The organism is Aggregatibacter sp. 2125159857, from assembly GCF_017798005.1.
GTDB lineage: Bacteria > Pseudomonadota > Gammaproteobacteria > Enterobacterales > Pasteurellaceae > Aggregatibacter.
Window position 1 is genome coordinate 852,049 of sequence record NZ_CP072548.1, and the last position, 21,303, is coordinate 873,351.

Annotated in this window: 20 protein-coding genes; 9 read left to right on the forward strand and 11 right to left on the reverse strand. The window is 43.2% G+C overall.

Features of this window, described 5'->3' with window-relative positions:
• Positions 1-134: 134 nt before the first annotated feature.
• Together rpmE and J5X96_RS04355 are read left to right on the forward strand one after the other, a co-directional pair.
• Complete coding sequence (gene rpmE, locus J5X96_RS04350; RefSeq protein WP_005542845.1) at positions 135-347, forward strand: 50S ribosomal protein L31; 213 nt, start codon at positions 135-137, stop codon at positions 345-347.
• Positions 348-465: 118 nt separating this feature from the next.
• Positions 466-2,121, forward strand: coding sequence for an LTA synthase family protein (locus tag J5X96_RS04355; RefSeq protein ID WP_209364514.1), 1,656 nt, complete (start codon positions 466-468; stop codon positions 2,119-2,121).
• A 406-nt stretch (positions 2,122-2,527) separates the two neighbouring features.
• Here J5X96_RS04355 and nhaA read toward each other — a convergent pair whose 3' ends face one another.
• The 6 genes from nhaA to lspA form a co-directional block, all read right to left on the reverse strand.
• Positions 2,528-3,691, reverse strand: a complete 1,164-nt coding sequence (nhaA, locus tag J5X96_RS04360; RefSeq protein ID WP_209364515.1) for a Na+/H+ antiporter NhaA — start codon at positions 3,689-3,691, stop codon at positions 2,528-2,530.
• Positions 3,692-3,863: 172 nt separating this feature from the next.
• Positions 3,864-4,625 carry a monofunctional biosynthetic peptidoglycan transglycosylase gene (mtgA, locus tag J5X96_RS04365; RefSeq protein ID WP_209364516.1) on the reverse strand — a complete coding sequence of 254 codons (762 nt, stop codon included), beginning with the start codon at positions 4,623-4,625 and terminating at the stop codon, positions 3,864-3,866.
• A complete protein-coding gene (gene trpR / locus J5X96_RS04370; RefSeq protein WP_209364517.1) occupies positions 4,603-4,911 on the reverse strand; it encodes a trp operon repressor in 309 nt (102 codons plus the stop codon). The genes mtgA and trpR overlap by 23 nt, the downstream gene beginning before the upstream one ends.
• Positions 4,912-4,950: 39 nt before the next feature.
• Positions 4,951-7,191 (reverse strand): transglycosylase SLT domain-containing protein, encoded by a 2,241-nt coding sequence (locus J5X96_RS04375; protein ID WP_209364518.1) that lies wholly within the window; start codon positions 7,189-7,191, stop codon positions 4,951-4,953.
• Positions 7,192-7,263: 72 nt separating this feature from the next.
• The gene (gene ispH / locus J5X96_RS04380; protein ID WP_209364519.1) at positions 7,264-8,208 is read right to left on the reverse strand and encodes a 4-hydroxy-3-methylbut-2-enyl diphosphate reductase; all 945 of its coding nucleotides are present in this window, start codon (positions 8,206-8,208) and stop codon (positions 7,264-7,266) included.
• Positions 8,205-8,705: a signal peptidase II gene (lspA, locus tag J5X96_RS04385; RefSeq protein WP_209364520.1), complete on the reverse strand. Its 501-nt coding sequence runs from the start codon at positions 8,703-8,705 to the stop codon at positions 8,205-8,207. Before lspA ends, ispH begins: the two co-directional genes overlap by 4 nt.
• Positions 8,706-8,985: 280 nt before the next feature.
• Here lspA and J5X96_RS04390 point away from each other — a divergent pair, with 280 nt between their 5' ends.
• Positions 8,986-9,216, forward strand: a complete 231-nt coding sequence (locus J5X96_RS04390) for a YgjV family protein (RefSeq protein ID WP_209364521.1) — start codon at positions 8,986-8,988, stop codon at positions 9,214-9,216.
• A 53-nt stretch (positions 9,217-9,269) separates the two neighbouring features.
• Here J5X96_RS04390 and metE read toward each other — a convergent pair whose 3' ends face one another.
• The 4 genes from metE to J5X96_RS04410 form a co-directional block, all read right to left on the reverse strand.
• A complete protein-coding gene (metE, locus tag J5X96_RS04395; RefSeq protein ID WP_209364522.1) occupies positions 9,270-11,543 on the reverse strand; it encodes a 5-methyltetrahydropteroyltriglutamate--homocysteine S-methyltransferase in 2,274 nt (757 codons plus the stop codon).
• Between the two features lie 215 nt (positions 11,544-11,758).
• Entirely contained in the window at positions 11,759-13,291 is a 1,533-nt protein-coding gene (der, locus tag J5X96_RS04400) for a ribosome biogenesis GTPase Der (protein WP_209364523.1), read from the reverse strand.
• 252 nt (positions 13,292-13,543) lie between these two features.
• The gene (locus tag J5X96_RS04405) at positions 13,544-13,798 is read right to left on the reverse strand and encodes a hypothetical protein (RefSeq protein ID WP_209364524.1); all 255 of its coding nucleotides are present in this window, start codon (positions 13,796-13,798) and stop codon (positions 13,544-13,546) included.
• Positions 13,799-13,810: 12 nt separating this feature from the next.
• On the reverse strand, positions 13,811-14,905 hold the full coding sequence (locus tag J5X96_RS04410) for a transferrin-binding protein-like solute binding protein (RefSeq protein WP_209364525.1): 1,095 nt from the start codon (positions 14,903-14,905) through the stop codon (positions 13,811-13,813).
• Positions 14,906-15,275: 370 nt separating this feature from the next.
• On the opposite strand from J5X96_RS04410, the gene J5X96_RS04415 reads away from it, so the two are divergent.
• The 6 genes from J5X96_RS04415 (at position 15,276) to J5X96_RS04440 (ending at position 19,926) form a co-directional block, all read left to right on the forward strand.
• Positions 15,276-15,938: a Bax inhibitor-1 family protein gene (locus J5X96_RS04415; protein WP_209364526.1), complete on the forward strand. Its 663-nt coding sequence runs from the start codon at positions 15,276-15,278 to the stop codon at positions 15,936-15,938.
• An 84-nt stretch (positions 15,939-16,022) separates the two neighbouring features.
• A complete protein-coding gene (locus tag J5X96_RS04420) occupies positions 16,023-16,352 on the forward strand; it encodes a TusE/DsrC/DsvC family sulfur relay protein (protein WP_109127751.1) in 330 nt (109 codons plus the stop codon).
• A gap of 100 nt (positions 16,353-16,452) precedes the next feature.
• Complete coding sequence (afeA, locus tag J5X96_RS04425; RefSeq protein ID WP_209364527.1) at positions 16,453-17,334, forward strand: iron ABC transporter substrate-binding protein AfeA; 882 nt, start codon at positions 16,453-16,455, stop codon at positions 17,332-17,334.
• Positions 17,334-18,224, forward strand: coding sequence for an ironABC transporter ATP-binding protein AfeB (afeB, locus tag J5X96_RS04430; RefSeq protein ID WP_209364528.1), 891 nt, complete (start codon positions 17,334-17,336; stop codon positions 18,222-18,224). Before afeA ends, afeB begins: the two co-directional genes overlap by 1 nt.
• On the forward strand, positions 18,224-19,081 hold the full coding sequence (gene afeC / locus J5X96_RS04435; RefSeq protein WP_209364529.1) for an iron ABC transporter permease subunit AfeC: 858 nt from the start codon (positions 18,224-18,226) through the stop codon (positions 19,079-19,081). Before afeB ends, afeC begins: the two co-directional genes overlap by 1 nt.
• The gene (locus J5X96_RS04440; RefSeq protein ID WP_209364530.1) at positions 19,078-19,926 is read left to right on the forward strand and encodes a metal ABC transporter permease; all 849 of its coding nucleotides are present in this window, start codon (positions 19,078-19,080) and stop codon (positions 19,924-19,926) included. Before afeC ends, J5X96_RS04440 begins: the two co-directional genes overlap by 4 nt.
• 69 nt (positions 19,927-19,995) lie before the next feature.
• Here J5X96_RS04440 and J5X96_RS04445 read toward each other — a convergent pair whose 3' ends face one another.
• Entirely contained in the window at positions 19,996-21,168 is a 1,173-nt protein-coding gene (locus tag J5X96_RS04445; protein WP_209364531.1) for a multidrug effflux MFS transporter, read from the reverse strand.
• Between the last annotated feature and the right edge of the window lie 135 nt (positions 21,169-21,303).

Sequence of the window (21,303 nt, forward strand, 5' to 3'; positions counted from 1 at the left end):
TCTTTTTCTGTAAAATTCGCATCCTTACACACAAGCGTGCCATTTATAATGGCGTAATATTAATCTCATGCGGTGTCAGGGATTGCTTTTGCGATTGGCTTGATAGCGGCATGGCTTCAACTTTGAGGTTTTCTATGAAACAAGGTATTCATCCTGAATATAAAGAAGTTACGGCAACCTGTTCTTGCGGTAACGTGATCAAAACACGTTCTACTTTAGGCAAAGACATCAACCTTGATGTGTGCGGTAAATGCCACCCATTCTACACAGGTAAACAACGTGTTGTTGATACCGGTGGTCGTGTTGAACGTTTTAACAGCCGTTTCAAAATCCCAGGTACAAAATAATCTGAGTTTTGCAAGCCCTGCCTATGGTAGGGCTTTTTTACAGGTAATCGTTAATTTTCAATTACTTTTCAAACATCGTTAATGGCATTTAACGTTTGATATTTTAGGTAGTTACACCATGTCCTATCTTCTTTTAGCCTTGTTTTTTTTGGCTGCCGTTATTTTCATTTTTAATTCTCACTATCGCTGGACGTATTTTTTTGCTATTGCGTTATTTCTCTTTTTCTTCGGGGGGATGACCTTCTTTTCCGGACAGTGGCAAAGAGGCGTGAATTTTGCATCAATACTGTTTGTCGTCTTGATGTTATTCCATCGATTAAAAATTCATTATTACAAACAGCCTTTATTGATTTCAGATTTTTTACTGGTCGCCGATTGGCGTAACTGGGAAACGCTCTTGCATTATAAAGGCGCAATTTTGGCGATTTTCGGTTTGATCGGTTTGTTGGTTTATGCCATTTTTGGTTGGGCGGATGCCGATGCCTTACCGGTGTCTTGGCGGATTTTGGCAGGGGGCGTGAGTGCTGTAGCTTTAGGACTGATGTGGCATTATTCTCGCCACCCTCACGCGACGAAAGTTTGGCTGGACTCTTTGCCGGATGATGGCAGGGATGTATTTTTAAATTTGCCAATGTCATGCCGAGGTGTCTTTTTTAGTGTGCCGAACTTTTCCGGTGATGGTCAAAAATTTCATGAAAAAATGACCGCACTTTTTGCCCAGAAGGCGAATTTTCAAGGGGAAACAAAGCCGGATATTGTGGTGTGTTTACAAGAGTCCACACTGGATCCACATCAATTTGATTTTGATCAGCAGACGATTCCACCACTTTCTATGTTTGAAAAACAAGAAGAGACCGTTTTTATGAGCCCGTTGCGTGTGCATACCTTAGGCGGGGCGACATGGAAATCGGAGTTTGCTTTCTTGGCCGGGGTGCCATCCACCGATTTTGGCGCATTGGCAAACGGTGTGTTCTATTCTGTTGTTCCGCATTTAACCTCCGGATTGGTGAAAAATTTGCGTGAGCAAGGCTATTTTTGTGTTGCCTTATCGCCTTTCACAAAAGGGAATTACAATGCAAAATCCGCCTATGATCATTTTGGTTTTGATTTAATGTTACAGCCACAGGATTTAGGCTATCCTGCGCCGTTGGGGAAAAACCTGTGGCACATTGGCAGCGATGAGATGTTGAAATATGTCGAGATGATTTTGCAAAAACAACATCCGTTATTACAGCATGTTCAACAACCGATGTTTGTTTATGTCTTAACCATGAAGGAACACGGGCCATATCATACGGATACGCCGAATCATTTTAATTTGGTTAAAGATGGCTTAAGCCAGAAAACGATTGCCTGTTTGAATGATTATACGCAGCGTATTGTGGCGCTAAATCAAGCGACAGAAACCTTTCACCACTATTTAAAACAACGCAATACGCCTTATGTGTTCGCGTATTTTGGGGATCATCAAGTGGCGTTTGATAATTGTTTACCACCAAAGTTGGGACAATATGCAAATCCGGATTATGTGACGCAAGTGGTGGTTCGAAGTAATATGCCGTCAAGTTTTACGCAACAGCAAACGTTTTTGGATTTGGCTTTTGTTGGCGGATTATTGCTTGAGATTGCCGGATTGCCTGTTGAAGATGACTTTATGCGCGCGAATATTGCCATGCGGATCTTAAGCGAAGGAAAATTAGAAGATGCGGAAGTACAAAGTTTGGTGAACGATTATCGTCATTATTTATATCAACATCTGAAAATCGCCAAATAAAAGTGGAGAGCTAAAAAAAACTGTACCTTCGTAGTGTGCAACTTGTTGCACGAATGATTAACCTTAATGCGTAATTCACGATTTCATGCGTCGCGTGCATCTTGTTGCACGAATAATTAATCTCGATGTGTAATTCACGATTTCGTGCGTAGCGTGCAACTTGTTGCACGAATGATTAACCTTGATGCGTAATTTACGATTTCGTGCGTAGCGTGCAACTTGTTGCATGAATGATTAACCTTGATGCGTCATTCACGATTTCGTGCGTAGCGTGCATCTTGATGCACGACCAAACCACGCACGGAACATTATTTACCCTTTTCGGACATTCACGATTTCATGCAACAAGTTGCACGCTACGATTCTTTCATCGTTACTTAAAATGTTTGCTTATTTTTATTTTCTTTTAGTGCGCTGACGTTGTTTTTCTTAACAACGCATAACCTAACAAGGCAGACACACAGGAACCTAATAAAATACCGAGACGAGAGAGGGTGTCAAAGTTATCATGCCCGGTTCCTCCGAAGGCAAGGCCGGCAAGGAACATCGACATGGTAAAGCCGATACCGCAGAGCACGGCAATCGCAAAAATCTGCGTGAAATGGATGCCTTCAGGTAATTTTGCAAGGCGTAATTTCACCGATAAGTAACTGAACAGGAAAACGCCAAGCGGTTTGCCGATGATTAAACCGAGCATAATGCCCAAGGTGAGTGGTGAGCTTAAGCTGGAGAATCCCACGTTTTCCAAGGAGACACCGGCGTTAGAAAACGCAAATAACGGCAGAATTAAATAGCTACACCATGGCGCTAAAATGTGTTCGAATTGATGCAAGGGTTTTTCACCTTGACGTCCCTGCATTGGGATACAAAAACCGATGATTACGCCTGCTAAGGTGGCATGAACGCCCGATTTGAGTACGGAAGCCCATAAAATTAAGCCGACCACCATGTAAGCACATAATGCACTGACTTTCAGGCGATTCATCACAACAAGCATGGCAATGGCGATAGCGGCTAAAATGAGAGCCTGTGTACTGAGTTCGTGAGAGTAGAAGATTGCAATAACAACAATGGCACCAAGGTCATCAATAATGGCAAGCGCCAATAAAAAGACTTTGAGCGGTAAAGGGACGCGCTTGCCTAAAAGTGCCACAATGCCGACAGCAAAAGCGATGTCGGTTGCCATCGGAATTGCCCAACCTGATTGAATTTCCGGGCTGTCTTGTGCAATAAAGGAATAGATTAAAGCAGGAACAATCATCCCACCAATGGCCGCAATGGCAGGGAAAATAGCTTGTTGATAGCTGGAAAGGGATCCTTCTAACATTTCACGTTTGACTTCCATGCCCACTAATACGAAGAAAACGGCCATAAAACCATCGTTTACCCACATGAGTAGAGGCTTGGCAATACTAAATGCGCCAAATTGTACGCTGACGGGGGTGTCTAAAAAGTGAAAATAGTTTTCGCTCAGTGCCGTGTTGGCGAGCACAATGGCCATCAAGGCAAAAATCAGCAGCAATACGCCACCGCTAGCTTCAGATTGGAAAAATTTTTGGATACGTTGCATAAACAATAATACTCCCTGAGATAACGCCTGAAAGGCAAAGCAATAAATATGAAAGTTAAGAAAGTTACAGGAAATGAATGATATTTTCAAGAAAAGTCGGGATTGATTAATGTTATTCGCATTATTTTTTATTTTTAAAGTGATTTCATTTATTTTGGCAAGCCGCATGCCATTACATTAATTTTTGTAAATAGGCTTTGCCGAGTTGATTCATTTGATGTTGAATCCACAACTGTCTGCGTTTGGTGTAAGCGCCCGGTGCATTAACGTGATAAACGATCGGATTAGGCAAAACGGCGGCTAAAAGTGCGGCTTCATTTGGCGATAAATTTTTCGCTGACTTTTTGAAATAAAATTGGCTGGCGGCTTCTACGCCATAAATGCCTTCGCCAAATTCCGCAATGTTTAAATACACTTCCAGAATGCGTTTTTTAGACCAGAGGGTTTCTAACAGCAGGGTGGTAGGCACCTCAATTCCCTTCCGAAGCCAACTTTGCCCATGCCATAAATAGAGATTTTTAGCCGTTTGTTGGGAAATCGTTGAGGCGCCACGCGTGCGTTGGCTTTTTTGATTATACTTGAAGGCTTTTTCAATGGCATTGAAATCAAACCCGTAATGTGTCGGAAAATTTTGATCTTCGGCGGCAATCACGGCTAATTGCATTGGCCAAGCAATATCGTCAATACTGACCCATTGGTAGCGTGTCGTATATTTCATATCACCGGCAAATAAATGGGCGATTTTTTGTTGCAACATATACGCCGAGCAGGGGATGGGAATAAATCGAAAAAGAAATGTGATGGCAACGATGGCGAGAAAAAAACGAATGAAAAAACGCACCGCACTTTTGTAGGAAAAGTGAAATTGGCGCAATCTGACGTTAAACGGCGTTAACCGGTTCAAAATAACCTTAGTCAGCTTCTTGTGACGCATTCAGTTGGTTTCTTATCCAGTCGATAAATTCGGGATCCATGGTTTTTAGCATATTGGAACCCCGTGTAATGGTTGCTGCGCTGGTATTGAGATTTTGTTGAATTTCCCGCTGGGGTAGGTTTTTATCCAATAATTGCGCGATGATTTGTAAGCGTAACCCTACGGCATCCCGTTCGTCAGCGGTGAGCAATAAGGTTAAGACATCTTGTGCTTTGCCCTGTTCGAATGCGGTTTTTAGCATATCAAGAAAGGCGTTCCATTGTTCTAAATTGCGACTAATGTACATATCAACGATCCTACATCCTATACTATTAAACTAGTGCGCCTAGTATAGCCGATCATATTCTTCATTGCTAAAAGTTTGTGGATCTTCTTTATTTTGCAATCGCTGATAGTAAAAATCGTAAGTCAGGACATTTTGCACATAGCCGCGCGTTTCATAAAAAGGAATGGAGGCGACGAATTCGTCCATTTCTAACTTACCATTGGCGCGTGCCAACCATTTTTCCACACGATGTGCGCCGGCATTATAAGCTGAAGCAATGAGAATCCGGTTATTCGGATATTTGGCATTTAACTCTGCCAAATATGCCGTGCCGAGCAAAATATTATTGAGCGGCTTAAATAAATCCGCTTCATCCGTATAAGGCAATTTAGCATGACTGGCAGTTGCTTTGGCGGTACTTGGCAAAAGCTGCATTAATCCGCGTGCATTGGCGGAAGATTGTGCTTGTGGATTCCATGCGCTTTCTTGACGAGAAATCGCCATTGCAAAGGTTTTGCTGATTGATGTGGCATTTTGCGACGCTTGCGGCTTGCGCTTGCTTAAGGTGAGGCGGCGAGGTTTAAGGGCAATATCGTAATAATGACTATAAGCAATAGGCAGGCGTAATTGAATGTGATCAAAGGCTTTGGCAATGATGCTGCCATCCACGCCTAAATCAAACCAGTTTTGTTGGTTGGCATATTGGCTGAGTGCAATTTGTTTTTCTTTTTTCTGATCGTCAGGAAGATTCTCTAACAGGAAACGCCAACGTTGTTTCGCGGCACCGAGGCGATCTAATTGGCGCAACTCAGCGATTTCCTCCAATGCCGGCTTCACTTTTTGAAATTCATCCGCCCAAGATTCATCCGTAATACTTGGTGCAACGAGTAATTGAGGTTGCCCGAAATGATAACGCTTACCACGGGTTTGGGGATCTAATTTGGCTGCCGCCAACATTGGATAAAATCCTTGCTCATGAGAAAGTGCGGTCCATATTTCTGTTGTTTTTGGGCTATCGCTTTTCTCGATGGTTTTGGCGAGCCAATAACGCCACTCTTGTTTTTGCCGACCTTCATCAGAGAGGGCATTGAGCCACGGGGTTAAATCGGTTTTTTGCCAAATCGCCATGCGCAAACGGCGTTCGGTGAGGTTGTCCGCGTTTAAATTAAGAAGTTCTGTATCTCGCCATTGTTGAAACAATGGACTTTCGTTATCAAAAAAACGATTTAAAAACGCAATTTCCCATTCACGTATTTCTGTATCAGTCAGTTGCCAGTTTTTTGCCCATTGTGCATAAGGCGCAAAGCTGGGATCTTTCATGTTCTCGGGCAATGTACGCAAATAGCGGGGAAAGCTTTGTAGCACGGCGAATTTCAGTAGGGCAGTGTTATTTTCCGTCATCGATAATCTTGCGGAGAATTCAGCTAAACTTGCCGGTGTTTTGGTGAGTGTTTGCAACAGTTGTAATTGGGCGGCCATCTTTTCGTCTTCGTTCTCGCCGGTCATGCGATGTAATTCTGTGGCTAATTGTGCTAAGCCGTTTTCGTCATTTTTGGCGAAGAGCGTTTCCGCTTTTTGATAAACTTTCGCTGCCGTTCTGCCGCCGTGAGCATACCACGCTGCCCAAAGTTGAGTATCGTTAGGTAGCTTGCTGTTAGCTAACCAAAGCTGTTCATAACGAGAAATAATATGGGTATTTGCGTTGGAATCTTGCTTTTTATCTGTTGTGTTTTCTGTGCCTTCAAGCTGAAGTTCGGCGTTTAATACAGCTATTTGCATCTCCAAGGAACTTGGCTTAACGCGTTGCGCATAATGAACGAATCCCTCCAAATCGTTAGCATTCTGGAAAAGGGTAAAAAGGCTTTGTTCCCATCGCGTGCGCAAAAAATGTGTCGGGTTTTGTGCAATAGCTTGCTCGATTTCTTGTTTTAAGGCGTTGACCTCTTCTGGCGGCGTGGTTTGATTGACGCTTTTAATTCGTGCGTCAAAGTAGGCAGTCATCGCATCCATTTTCAAAGGATAGTCTTTTAACGATTCAATCAGTTTGAGATATAACTCGGCATTATCAGAAACAGTGTTATTTTTCACCGCACTTTTTAACAGATTTTCTAACTGTAAAAATGTTGCGCGTTGCGTTATGCGTTTAAGTTCATCCGCATTTCGTGCTTTTGTCCATTGGGCTTGCGTTTGAGCTAAATTCGATTTATGCGTAGATTTAGGCGGATGTTGATGCGCTAACGCAGAAAACGAAAGTGCGGTCAACATGAGCAGAGAAATGGAAGTGTGTTTCAAATATCGCATCGTGGGTTTCCAAGAAATCGTGGTGTTATCGCCTATCTTTTGTTGCCTTAATGGGTTAAATGAACAAAGGGATTAATTCACTTCTTTGACACGCAATTCTTTTGGCACTTCAAAGAACATATTTTCTTCAAGCCCCTGTAATTCCTCCACTTCCGTGACGCCAAATGCTTTCATGCGCGCAATCACCGATTGCACTAATTCTTCCGGCGCAGAAGCCCCTGCGGTAACACCAATGGTTTGCACGCCGTTAAACCAATCCAGCTGAATATCATTGGGATCATCAATTAACTTAGACACCACCCCCATTCGAGAAGCCAACTCCGCCAAACGGTTAGAATTAGAGGAGTTTTTGGAGCCGACCACGACCACTAAATCCGATTGTTTTGCCAGTTCGCGCACCGCTTGTTGACGATTGGTTGTAGCATAACAAATGTCGTTTTTATGGGGGCCTTGAATCGCAGGGTATTTTTCTTTCAATGCACTGATGGTTTCCGCCGTGTCATCTAAAGACAGCGTGGTTTGCGTCATAAAGGTTAAATCATCGTTGTGGCTCACCGGGAGATTAGCAATATCCTCAATACTTTCAATGAGATAAATGCCACCTTCGTGATTGCTATATTGCCCCATGGTGCCTTCCACTTCCGGGTGACCTTTATGCCCGATGAGAATCGCTTTCGTGCCTTTTTTACTGGCGCGCGCCACCTGCATATGTACTTTGGTCACCAACGGACAAGTGGCATCAAAGACTTTCAAGCGACGATCTTTGGCTTCTTGACGTACTGCTTGAGATACGCCGTGGGCGGAGAAAATGACTATCGCTCCGTCCGGCACTTCACTCAGTTCTTCGACAAAAATGGCGCCGCGTTCACGTAACCCATTCACCACGAAGCGATTATGCACCACTTCATGACGGACATAAATCGGCGCACCGTGAATTTCCAACGCCAGTTCAACAATACTGATGGCACGATCGACGCCGGCACAAAAACCGCGTGGATTGGCTAAAATTATCTTCATTTTTGACCGCTCTTTTGTTTGTTCTTATCACCTTTAAAGGCATCTAATGCCAGCAAACCGGCGCCGATACAAATGGCAATGTCCGCCACATTAAACACCGGATAATGATAAATATCCCAATAAAAATCAAAGAAATCCACCACAAAACCGTTGTAGGCACGATCGACCATATTGGCAAGTGCACCACCAATAATGAGCGCGTAGGCGGCATTTTGTAATGTTTGATCGGCGCGATTTTTTTTCATGAAATACGCCAGCATAAGGGAAATACCTATAGCCAACAGAATAAAGAAATATTTTTGCCAACCATCGTGATCTGCCAAAAAGCTGAATGCCGCGCCATAATTGCGCACATAAGTGAGATTAAACACCGGCAGAATATTCACGCTTTCATACAAATCAAATTTTTGTACCACAATGTACTTTGTCAGCAAATCAAGCAAAAAAGCGACCGCACTTAGCCAGAGAAAAGAGAGTCCGGATTTATGTTGGGACATAACGTTTCCTAAATAAAATCATGATTAAAATTAGGTCGCCATTCTAGCACAAGGTGAGGGTTTATACAGAAAAAGGTGATGAGAAAGCGAACAGATACACGTCATTTTATGTTGCAGGCGAACACCATGGAATGACGTAATGAATTTTCGTGAAATGGCAAGATGCTTAAAACGTGTTGAAAAATCACCGCACTTTTCAGTCGAGTGCCGAAGTCAGGCTTGCTTTTTGTCAAATTTACAATATGATAGCCGCCCTTTTATTTCTAGAATTGAGACGATTATGTTTGGCATAGATTTTATTGAACTGTTAGGTTACACCGCGACCTTTTTTGTCGCGGCCTCATTTTTGTTCAAATCGATAGTTTCCCTCAGAACCGTTAATTGTATTGGCGCAATTTTATTCGTCATTTATGGGCTCGTTAAACAGACTTATCCGGTTGCGTTATTGAATATCTTTTTAGTCGCTGTAAATCTGTATCAACTGTGGCGATTAAAACAGGAGAAGCAATAGAAAGATAAAAAGCTGAACCTCTTCCGAGATTCAGCTTTTCTTTTTTCGTTAAATTACGCGAATTCCGCACGTAATTTCTTCGTGACATCCACCATCACTTTTAATGCGGCGATAGTTTCCGGCCAGCCGCGGGTTTTTAGACCACAGTCCGGGTTGACCCATAAGCGTTCTTTTGGTACCACTTGTAACGCTTTGCGAAGAAGATGTTCGATTTCTTCTGCGGTCGGTACACGTGGGCTGTGGATGTCGTACACGCCCGGACCGATGTCGTTCGGATATTTGAAATCACCGAAGGCAGTGAGCAATTCCATGTCGGAGCGCGAGGTTTCGATGGTGATCACGTCGGCATCTAGGGCGGCAATAGCCGGTAAAATGTCGTTAAATTCGGAATAACACATGTGTGTGTGAATTTGCGTATCATCTTGACAACCCATTGAACTTAAACGGAAAGCTTCGCCTGCCCATTGTAAGTAAGCGTCCCAATCGGCGCGTTTAAGCGGTAAACCTTCACGGATCGCCGGTTCGTCAATTTGGATCACTTTGATGCCGGCTTTTTCTAAATCTAACACTTCATCAGAAAGCGCCACCGCAATTTGTTTACACACCGTGGAACGTGGAATGTCGTTACGCACGAAAGACCATTGTAAAATCGTTACCGGGCCGGTCAACATACCTTTCATCACTTTGTTGGTGAGGCTTTGGGCATATTGTGACCAACGCACGGTCATTGGTTCCGGACGGGTGACATCGCCGTAAATGACCGGTGGTTTGACGCAGCGGGAACCGTAACTTTGTACCCAACCGAATTTGGTGAATGCAAACCCATCCAGCAATTCACCGAAGTATTCCACCATGTCGTTACGTTCCGCTTCGCCATGCACTAACACGTCTAAATCCAATTTTTCTTGCTCACGCACCACGAATTCAATTTCTTTTTTCATTGCCGCTTCGTAATCCGCCAAGCTGAGATCGCCTTTTTTGAAGGCGGCACGGGCATGACGAATTTCCGTGGTTTGCGGGAAGGAACCAATATTGGTGGTTGGGAGCAACGGTAGATTTAACCACGCATTTTGTAATTTAATCCGTTCTGCAAATGGCGATTTACGTTGATCGGCATTTTTCGGCAGGTTTGCCAAACGTTCCGCCACACAAGTGCGGTGGATTTCACGAGAGTTTTTACGCGCGTCAGCTGCCGCTTGGCTAGCATCAAGCTCTGCTTGCACCGCTTCACGTCCTTGCTCAAGTGCGGTCTTAATGACGCGTAATTCTTGAATTTTTTGCAAGGTGAACGCCAACCATTGATAAAGCTCCGGCTTGTTGGCTTGCAGTTGGGTTTCCACCGCCAAATCATAAGGCGTATGGAGTAGGGAACAGCTTGGAGCAATCCATAAACGCTCAGCTAATTTTGCTTTTAGTGGTTCAACCACATCTAACACTTGGTTTAAGTTCGCACGCCAGATATTACGTCCGTCAATTACGCCCACGGAAAGGATTTTGTCGTAATCAACGAATTCATACACTTGTTCCGGTGCACGCACCAAATCAATGTGAAGACCGGCTACCGACAAGGATTTCAATAAATCCGCATGTTCTGCCACAGATCCGAAATAGGTGGCAAGCAAGAGTTTGGCATTGACTTGCGCAGCAAACGTGGCATAAACCGCTTTATAAGCGGCAATCCATTCTGCCGGTAAATCAAGGGTTAAAGCCGGTTCGTCAATTTGAATGTATTCCACGCCTTCAGCGCTCAATGCGTTTAAGATGTCCACATAAACCGGCACGAGTTTGTTTAACAAATCGAAACGATTAAATGCGGCACCTTTTTCTTTCCCTAACCAAAGGAAGGTTAATGGGCCAACGAGGGTGGGTTTTACCTTGTGACCAAGGGCTTTCGCTTCGCGGATTTGTTGCACATAGTGCGCCGGGTTGGCTTTAAATTGGCTGTCCTTGTGGAATTCCGGCACAAGATAGTGGTAGTTGGTGTCGAACCATTTGGTCATTTCAATGGCAAATTGTGTTTTGTTGCCACGTGCCAATTGGAAATATTGATCCAAGGTTAAGTTTTGGCTGTCGAAACCAAAGCGCGCAGGAATGGCGCCTGTTGCGACTTGTAAATCTAAAATGTGATCGTAGAAAGTGAAATCTGCCACCGCTACAAAATCCGCATTCGCATTGGCTTGGTGTTGCCAGTTAATTTCACGCAGTTTTTTTGCGATGTCTAATAAATCAGCTTCAGCGATTTCACCGCGCCAGTAACGTTCTTGGGCAAATTTAAGTTCACGTTTTGCCCCTACGCGTGGGAAACCCGATAAATGAAATGTTGTCATGTTAATTCCTCGATAGATTAAATAATTTAGACGGCTAAACGTCTGTACGAGGCTAGAATGACGGAATTAGGCATATTATGCAAATTAATAATTTTCTGAAAGTTGATGAAAATTTTTAATATTCCTTACGATACGGCGGGCTATAACAATGTGTTTATTTTTGACCGCACTTGAATTAAAAAGACCCGATAGGAATATCGGGTCTGTCATTAGCATTATCTTTTGGATTTCTTAATAAACTTCATTAAGCGTTTACGTTTACGTAATTGGTTTGGCGTGAGTTTATTGCGTCTGCCGGCAAATGGGTTGTTCCCTTCTTGGAATTGCAGACGAATCGGCGAGCCGATAATTTTGAGGCTACGGCGGAAATGGTTGGATAAATAACGTTTGTAAGAATCTGGTAGTTTATCCACTTGGTTACCATGAATCACAATGATTGGCGGATTGTAACCACCCGGGTGGGCATATTTTAGTTTCACGCGGCGACCGCTAATCATTGGTGGCTGATGTTCGTCCACCGCAATTTGTAGAATGCGAGTGAGCATAGATGTCGTCATTTTCTGTGTGGCGCATTCATAGGCTTCCTTAACGGAATCAAATAAATTGCCAACGCCACTGCCGTGCAAAGCAGAAATAAAGTACACGCGGGCAAAATCAATAAAATCTAAACGACGATCTAACTCGGATTTCACGCGATCTTTGACATCGGTGTCCAGTCCATCCCATTTATTGACCACAATCACCAAAGAACGGCCGGCGTTTAAAATAAAGCCGAGGAGGGACAAGTCTTGATCAGAGATGTTCTCACGGGCGTCAATAACCAATAGCACTACGTTGGCGTCTTGAATGGCTTGTAGCGTTTTGATCACAGAGAATTTTTCTACCGCTAAATGCACTTTACCGCGTTTGCGTACACCCGCCGTGTCGATTAACGTGTAATTTTGTCCATCGCGTTCCATTGGAATGTAAATACTGTCGCGGGTGGTGCCCGGCATGTCGTAAACCACGACGCGATCTTCGCCCAAGATGCGGTTAGTCAATGTGGATTTCCCTACGTTTGGGCGTCCCACAATGGCGATTTTGATATTTTGTTTATCCGGTGTTTGCTCTTGCGCTAATTCTTCATCTAAAAGTGCGGTGTCTTCTTCGTTTGAAAAATCGAAATCTTCATCCCATTCGTCAAATTCAGCGACTTCGGAAGAAACATCGGTATTTTCGACCGCACTTTCTTCTGTCGTTTCTGCCATTTGCTCTGCGAATGGGGCAAGCACGTGTTCCATCAAGCTTGTGATCCCACGCCCTTGAGAGGCAGCAATTTGCGCAATTTCACCTAAGCCTAATTGATAGAACTCTGCACAGTGGGAATCAGCATCAATGCCGTCCACTTTGTTGGCAACCACCACGGTGGTTTTGTTTTGGCGTTGGCGCAAATAGTTTGCAATGCCGATATCTGCTGACGTTAAGCCGGCACGGGCATCTACTAAGAATAAAACGATGTCTGCTTCTTCAATGGCAAGTAATGATTGCTCCGCCATTTTTTCTTCTACGCCTTCTTCCGTGCCGTCGATACCGCCGGTGTCAATGACGATAAAATCGTGTCCGGCAAGATGCGCTTGGCCATATTTACGGTCGCGCGTCAGACCGGGAAAATCAGCGACTAAGGCATCACGGGTGCGGGTTAGGCGATTGAATAGGGTGGATTTGCCCACGTTTGGACGACCCACCAAGGCAACTACAGGAGTTGTCATAAAAACCTCTTATAAATGAACGTGCCACAGGAATATTGATCTCGGCACTTGAAAAATGGCTGGCATTATAGCGGATTTTGGCAGTGATGAGAAATGACAAGGTAAGGGGCGTTGAATGAGAGTAGGGGAAAATAGGGAGGTGATTGTTTGAGCAATGTGTATTAGAAATATTTTTTGCATAAAATGCGGTGGAATCCTTTTGTTTGCGCATAATTAAAAACACAAGAAATTCCCACCGCACTTTTAGCTGATTTAATTCACCATTCTGACACGCCAACGGAAACCATCTGCTTTCATACAGGCAGTAATCAAGGTTTGCTCTTGGAGAGGCGCTACTTTATTCATGCCTACATCGTAGGTGCATTTAGCGAGTTTTGTGTCGGTGTCTTTTTTACTGACCCCTTCTTTATACCATTCTTCAACTCGGTGTTGCATCTGCATTTCGCAACCGCTAAGTAACGTACTAAGGGCAATGAGTAATGCTGTGTTGACAATCATTTTTTTCATTATGGTGTCCTTTTATTTAGTTTGTTCTGCACTGAAACTGGTATTTAAACTTTCTACTTGGCCGATAAGCGTTTCTCCGCTAAATGTTGCTTTACCGGCGACTTCTTCTGCATGAGGACCGAAGAATTTACCTTCGTATTGACCGTCACGGCTTATGAAAAAAGGCAAGTTTCCTTCCGCAATCGCTTTGCCTTGGAAGCTATTTCCGACAATTGGCGCTTGGTGAAGTGCAATATTTCTTCGAGGGTAAGCCATATCCAACTCGCCGTAGATTGTTTTATCATCGAAGTTTGTGACTAATTTAGCATCACCGATGTTTTTAACCTGATTTTTGACATTGTCATAACGGCTTGCATTGCCTTGGTAGGTAACAACACCGTGTTGTGGAATATTTTCAACAGGTGTTTCGCTTCCCATGTAGAAAATGTCTCGCGTAGGATCTTTTGTTGCATTCCAAGCAGCGCTAAGCCAACGTGAGGCGATAGTGGAGGAGAGTCCGGCAAAAGATTGAGATACTTTCCCAATAATCTGGATTGCCATGTTGTCAACAAGCAGTGTTTGTACATCCTTGCCTTCTTCCTTTTTGAATGCGCCGTTAAAGGAATAAGTGCGGTTATAGCCGGAAAGGGTACCGACTTTGGTGTTACCTGAGCGAACCGGTATGTTTTCCAGCATACCCTTCTTAAATTCATCTTGGGAAATAGTAAGATCAGAACGCGTTAAGTGCGTAGATGGAACAGATGGCGTGACAGGAGGACGTTGTGCTTGTGGGCGTTCTTGTTGCGCCTGTGATTCTGCTGTTTTTTCCGATGTCTGAGGATGGGAATTGGAAGGGGTTGCTGCCGGCGTCGGTTCTTGCTGTGTTGGTGGCGTAATTTGGTGAGGCTGTGATGTTGCTGTTTTTTCAGCCACCTGAGGATGGGAATTGGAAGGGGTTGCTGCCGGTGTCGGTTCCTGCTGTGTTGACGGCGTCGTGGTTGTTGTAGACGAATTGTTTGGCGTAGAAGGAATTGGTTGAGGATCGGAATGACTGCTTCCACCACTGCCTCCACAAGCGCTTATCATCAAAGTACTGAGTATGAGAGTAGAAAATGTGATTTTTGACATATTGTCATGCTCCTTTATTTTTTACTAAATATTGAATTAAATGTTATATAAAAATAACGGCAAAATTATAAATCAAAAAAAAAAAATGAAAGCAAGTGATAAAATTTATCTAAAATAATGCCTTTATTATTAAATAATTTAATAAAATCTAGGTTTGTTTGAAGAATTATTTGTTAATTATTGTGAATAATAGAAAATTTTTATTTTTCATGATGAATAAATGACGATCATCTAAATGAAAGTGCGGTGGTTATTGAGTCCAATTTTTTTCAATGTTAAATATTCACGGATCAATTGACATTTAGCGTCTCAGCCCTTACCTTACACAGCGATCTCAATCGATTATTTTCTTTACAAAAAAGGAGCTTTTATGCAATCTCGTATTATTGTTGGCAGCAGAGAAGAATCGTTGCTTAGCACGCACAAAGTGTTGCGTAACACCTATTTCTTGTTAGCGTTAACATTAGCCTTTTCCGCTGTGGTAGCTTATGTGTCCATGGCGATGAATTTACCAAGACCGGGGCTTATCATCATGCTTGTAGGTTTCTATGGGCTGCTTTTCTTAACTAATGCCTTAGCGAATAGCGCATTAGGAATTTTATCTGCCTTTGCCTTCACCGGTTTCTTAGGTTACACCGTAGGGCCAATTTTAAATGCCTATGTGAGCGCAGGTTTGGGGGATGCCATCGTGTTAGCCTTAGCCGGTACCGCAGCGACATTCTTTGCTTGCTCCGCTTATGTCTTAACCACGAAGAAAGACATGTCTTTCTTATCCGGTACGATTCTAGCCTTATTCGTGGTGTTATTACTTGGCATGGTAGCGAGTTTCTTCTTCCAATTCCCGGCACTTTACGTGGGAATTAGCGCGTTATTCGTGATTTTCTCCACCCTGGGAATTTTGTATGAAACCAGTAACATTATTCATGGCGGTGAAACCAACTATATTCGAGCAACCGTCAGTTTATTTGTGTCTATCTACAATCTGTTTATCAGTTTGTTAAACTTACTTTCCTTCTTCTCTTCTAGAGATTAATTATTAATTTGATAGATAAATTCAACGCCCCTTTTTTGGGGCGTTTTTATATAATCTTCCCCTATAAATACTAAGGTTATTATCATGCTTGAAGTCAATAATAAACACATTGAAACCGATGCTTCGGGTTATTTGCTCAATATTGATGATTGGAATATCGAAGTCGCGCAAGCCATTGCGAAATTAGAGAATTTGGAATTAACTGACGCCCACTGGGAAATCATTCATTTTGTGCGGGCGTTTTATCAGGAATACAAAACCTCACCGGCTATTCGTATGTTGGTAAAAGCCACAGCACAAAAACTGGGGGAAGACAAAGGCAATAGCCGTTATTTACAACGTTTGTTTCCTGACGGTCCGGCAAAACAAGCAACCAAATTAGCTGGGTTGCCAAAACCGGCAAAATGTTTATAAGTCATTTACGAATCATTTGCATTTAAAAAATAAAAGAATATAATCATCCCCGCAACTTATGTTGTTATTTTATAACTAAAACTTTTCTAAGGAGAAAAACATGCGTTTATTCGCGACATTAATCAGTGTGCTTGCATTGAGTTTAGGCAGCAGCTTAGCTTATGCAAAATTTAAAGTAGTGACCACCTTCACCATCATTCAAGACATGGCGCAAAATATCGCCGGTGATGCGGCTACCGTGGAATCAATCACCAAACCTGGTGCTGAAATTCATGATTATGAGCCGACCCCAAAAGATATTGTGAAAGCCCAATCTGCCGATTTAGTCTTATGGAACGGTCTAAATCTTGAACGTTGGTTTGAAAAATTCTTCCAAAACGTGAAAGACAAACCAGCGGCTGTTGTGACTGAGGGTATCGAGCCAATGTCTATTAATGAAGGTCCTTATACCGGCAACCCAAATCCGCACGCCTGGATGTCCCCTTCCAATGCATTGATTTATATTGAGAACATTAAAAATGCGTTGGTAAAATACGATCCACAAAATAAAGAAACATACGAAAAAAACGCCGCACTTTATGCACAAAAAATCAAAGAGTTGGATAAACCGCTTCGCGAAAAATTAGCACAAGTGCCGGAAGCTCAACGTTGGTTGGTCACCAGTGAAGGCGCTTTCAGCTATCTCACTCGTGACTATGGTTTTAAAGAAGCCTATTTATGGCCGATTAACGCAGAACAACAAGGTACGCCACAACAGGTTCGCAAAGTGATTGAAACCGTTAAAGCCAACAACATTCCGGTTGTTTTCAGTGAAAGCACTATTTCACCTAAACCGGCAAAACAAGTCGCGAAAGAAACCGGCGCAAAATACGGTGGCGTACTTTATGTGGATTCCCTTTCCAATAAAAAAGGTCCGGTACCAACCTATATTGATTTATTGAACACGACCGTTTCCACTATCGCAAAAGGATTTGAAAAATAATGTCATCGAATATTGCCTCGATCTGTGTTGAAGATGTCACGGTTCGCTATAACAACGGCCACACCGCTATCCACGATGTCACCTTTCGTTTAGAAGGTGGCACCACCTGCGCCCTTGTGGGTGTAAATGGAAGCGGCAAATCAACCTTGTTTAAAAGCCTAATGGGATTGATTCATCCACAACGAGGCAATATTACGTTGTGTCATCTACCAATTAAACAGGCATTAAAGCAAAACCTGGTGTCTTATGTGCCTCAATCGGAAGAAGTGGACTGGCAATTCCCAGTGTCTGTTTATGATGTGGTGCTCATGGGACGCTACGGCTACATGAATTTCTTGCGCCGCCCAAGTGAAACCGATAAGCAAAAAGTACAAGAAGCCATGCAACGGGTGAACATTGAGCACCTTGCCCATCGTCAAATTGGCGAGCTTTCCGGTGGGCAGAAAAAGCGCGTATTTCTCGCTCGCGCGCTTGCTCAACAAAGTAAGATTATTTTATTAGACGAACCTTTCACCGGCGTGGACGTGCAAACCGAAAATGCCATCGTTGATTTACTGGGGCAATTACGCAACGAAGGGCATCTTATTTTGGTCTCTACGCATAACCTTGGTTCCGTACCGGATTTTTGCGATCAGGTGGTGATGATTAATCGTACGGTCATCGCCGCCGGTTCAACAGAAACCACGTTCAATCAACATAACTTAGAATTGGTCTTTGGTGGCGTATTGCGCCACATTAAGTTACTGGGTTCAGATTTGCACGATGATGAAGATCCACGTGCAGTGACCGTACTTACTGATGATGAACGGGCTGCGGTGTTCTATGGTAAAACCAAAGTCGATCCACCGGCACCGATTGTAAAACACTGTAAATCAGAGGAAAAACCCTAATGTTAGATCTATTACTGGAGCCTTTTTCCTATGATTATATGGTGAAAGCCATTTTGCTCAGTTCTGCCGTTGGTGGTGTCTGTGCTTTTTTGTCTGCTTATTTAATGCTGAAAGGTTGGTCACTCATTGGTGATGCCCTTTCCCATTCGGTTGTTCCTGGTGTCGCCATCGCTTATGCGCTTTCTCTGCCTTATGCATTAGGCGCTTTCTTTTCCGGTATCTTAGCTGCCGTGTCTATTTTATGGGTCAAATCCATTACCAAACTGCGGGAAGATGCAGTTATCGGTTTCATTTTTACCACCTTTTTTGCGCTCGGCTTGTTGATCATTTCCCTTAATCCTACCTCCGTCAATGTGCAAGATATTGTGTTAGGTAACATCCTAGGTATTGCAGACGAAGATATTCTTCAAGTGGCAATCATCATCGGCATTAGTCTGATTTTATTGCTTATTTTTTGGAAAGATCTGTTATTAATTTTCTTTGATGAAGTCCATGCGACCTCGGTAGGGCTCAGCCCAATTTATTACAAAGTGCTGTTTTTTACGTTACTCAGCGCTTGTGTCGTCGCCGCATTACAAACCGTCGGTGCGATTTTAGTTATCGCCATGGTGATCACACCGGGTGCCACCGCTTATTTGCTTACTGATCGCTTTAAAACCCTTGCCATGATTGCCGTTATCCTAGGCATTCTTTCCAGCGCGATTGGCGTTTATATCAGCTATTTCTTGGATGGCGCAACAGGCGGCGTTATTGTTTGTATTCAGACCGCACTTTTCCTGCTGGCTTTTATTTTTTCGCCAAAATACGGCTTAATCCGCCAGCGTAAACCAATCACGAAAGAAGAGGTGCAACAATGAATGCTATTTATCAATGGTTCACCGAGCCTTTCGCCTATCCATTTATGCAAAACGCATTAATCACGGCGTTATTAGTCTCCATTATTTGCGCCATGCTATCTTGCTATTTAGTGTTGAAAGGCTGGTCGTTGATGGGAGATGCAATATCTCATGCTGTTCTGCCGGGCATTGTGGTGGCTTTCTGGTTGAGTTTGCCTTTAACCATCGGTGCCTTTGTCGCAGGATTGCTCTGTTCTGTCTGTGTGGGATATTTAAAAGAAAATAGCCGCATCAAAGAAGATACCGCCATGGGGATTGTCTTTTCAGGAATGTTTGCGCTTGGGATTGTCCTGTTTAGCAAAATTGAAACGGATCAACATTTAACCCATATTTTATTTGGGAACTTGCTTGGTGTGAGCAATGCGGAAATGCTACAAACGCTTGTCATAAGTGCGGTCGTTTTTTTCGTCATTTTTTTGCGCCGGAAAGATTTTCTACTTTATTGTTTTGATGCTACGCAAGCCAAAATTGTGGGATTATCGCCTCGACTTTTGCATTACAGCTTGCTGATTCTCCTTGCCTTAACGATTGTCAGCGCCATGCAAGTGGTGGGCGTGATCTTAGTTGTTGCGATGCTTATTTCCCCGGGCATTACGGCATTTATTTTAAGCAAGCGCTTTGATCATATGATTGCCATTGCCTTGGTAACCTCGATCAGTACCAGTCTCTTTGGCACAATTATCAGCTATCATATTGACGGTGCTACAGGACCTTGCATTATTTTGTTACAAGCAGCGGTATTTTTAACCGCACTTATTTATAGCAAAATCAAACTGCGTTTCAGTGCCATGTCTGACATTCAATAAACCATTAAAGTGCGGTCATAAAAAACGTTTTTTAGACGTGGGATTGATGCATCACGCATGGCAAGCCAATTATTGCGTATCCACAATTTGATTTTTAATCATCAGATAAATTCCCACGGCGAGCAAACCACAAATGAAAATCACCACTGCCGTTGAATAAAAAATATTCCCCATTCCGACTAGCGGCGATACCACACCGCCTAAGAAAAATGGGGAAAAACCAAGTAATGCGGACGCACTGCCGGCATACTGACGTTCACTTTCCATGGCTAACGAAGAAATTGCCGGGAACGTTAATCCCATCATGAGCAACATTGAGAAGAAACCGATTTCGACGAAGAACCAGTAAGGTTGAATCAGTAATAGAATAATGGTGTAAAGCGCGGCAACAAAAAAGCCAAGTACGCCAAGAGAAAGTGCGGTGCGATTTGGCAATTTTCCACCGATATTTGAACCAATCACCAGTGCTGCCCCGTTGGCACCAAAACATAAACTGAAAGCAAAAGCGCTTAATCCATAAAAACTTTGCAGAATAAAAGGTGACGCAGCGATATAAGCAAACATGGCACCAAGTAAAAAGCTTTCAATGCCCACGTAGCTCATAAATAAGCGATTTTTGACAATGATGCCAAAGGTGGAAAAAGTTGAAAGGATAGAACCTGATAAACGATTTTCCGGCATTAAACTTTCTTTTAAACGGAAGCAAAATACCAGCACCACCAGACCAATTAGCGCTAAGAAAACAAACACGCCTTTCCAGCTGACATACTCGAGTAATAAACTGCCTAAAATAGGGGAAATAATGGGCGCTATGCCATTGATTGTCATTAATAGACCAAAGAAGCGTGTCATTTCACGACCACGATATAAATCTGTCGCCACCGCACGAGAAATCACCACACTTCCGGCAGAGGAAAGCCCTTGCACGACACGCAATACAATCATGGTTTCAACATTTGGCGAAAAGATGATGCATACCGTGCTGATAATATAAATTACTAACGATAGAATCAGCGGCTTTTTACGACCAAATTTGTCACTCATCGGCCCAAGCAGGAGTTGTCCTACGGCTAACCCAATCATTGCTGTGGTGAGCGTCAGTTGCGTCATCGAAGGCGTCGTCGCAAAAAATTGCGCTAATTGTGGCAAAGACGGCAAATAAAGATCCACGACAAAAGGTCCAAAGGCGGAAAGTACGCCAAGCAGAATGACTAAAAAAAGGTTTGAATTTGTGTTTCTCATCTTTTTCCTCGCTAAAAATAAAGGCGTGATTATACGTAGATAGAACCGCCTTGCAATGGTTTCATTATGTCGTGCATGATTTTAGGCGTGGTGTTGGGGAATGAGATAAGGCGATTTCATATCCTTTGCGAGTGC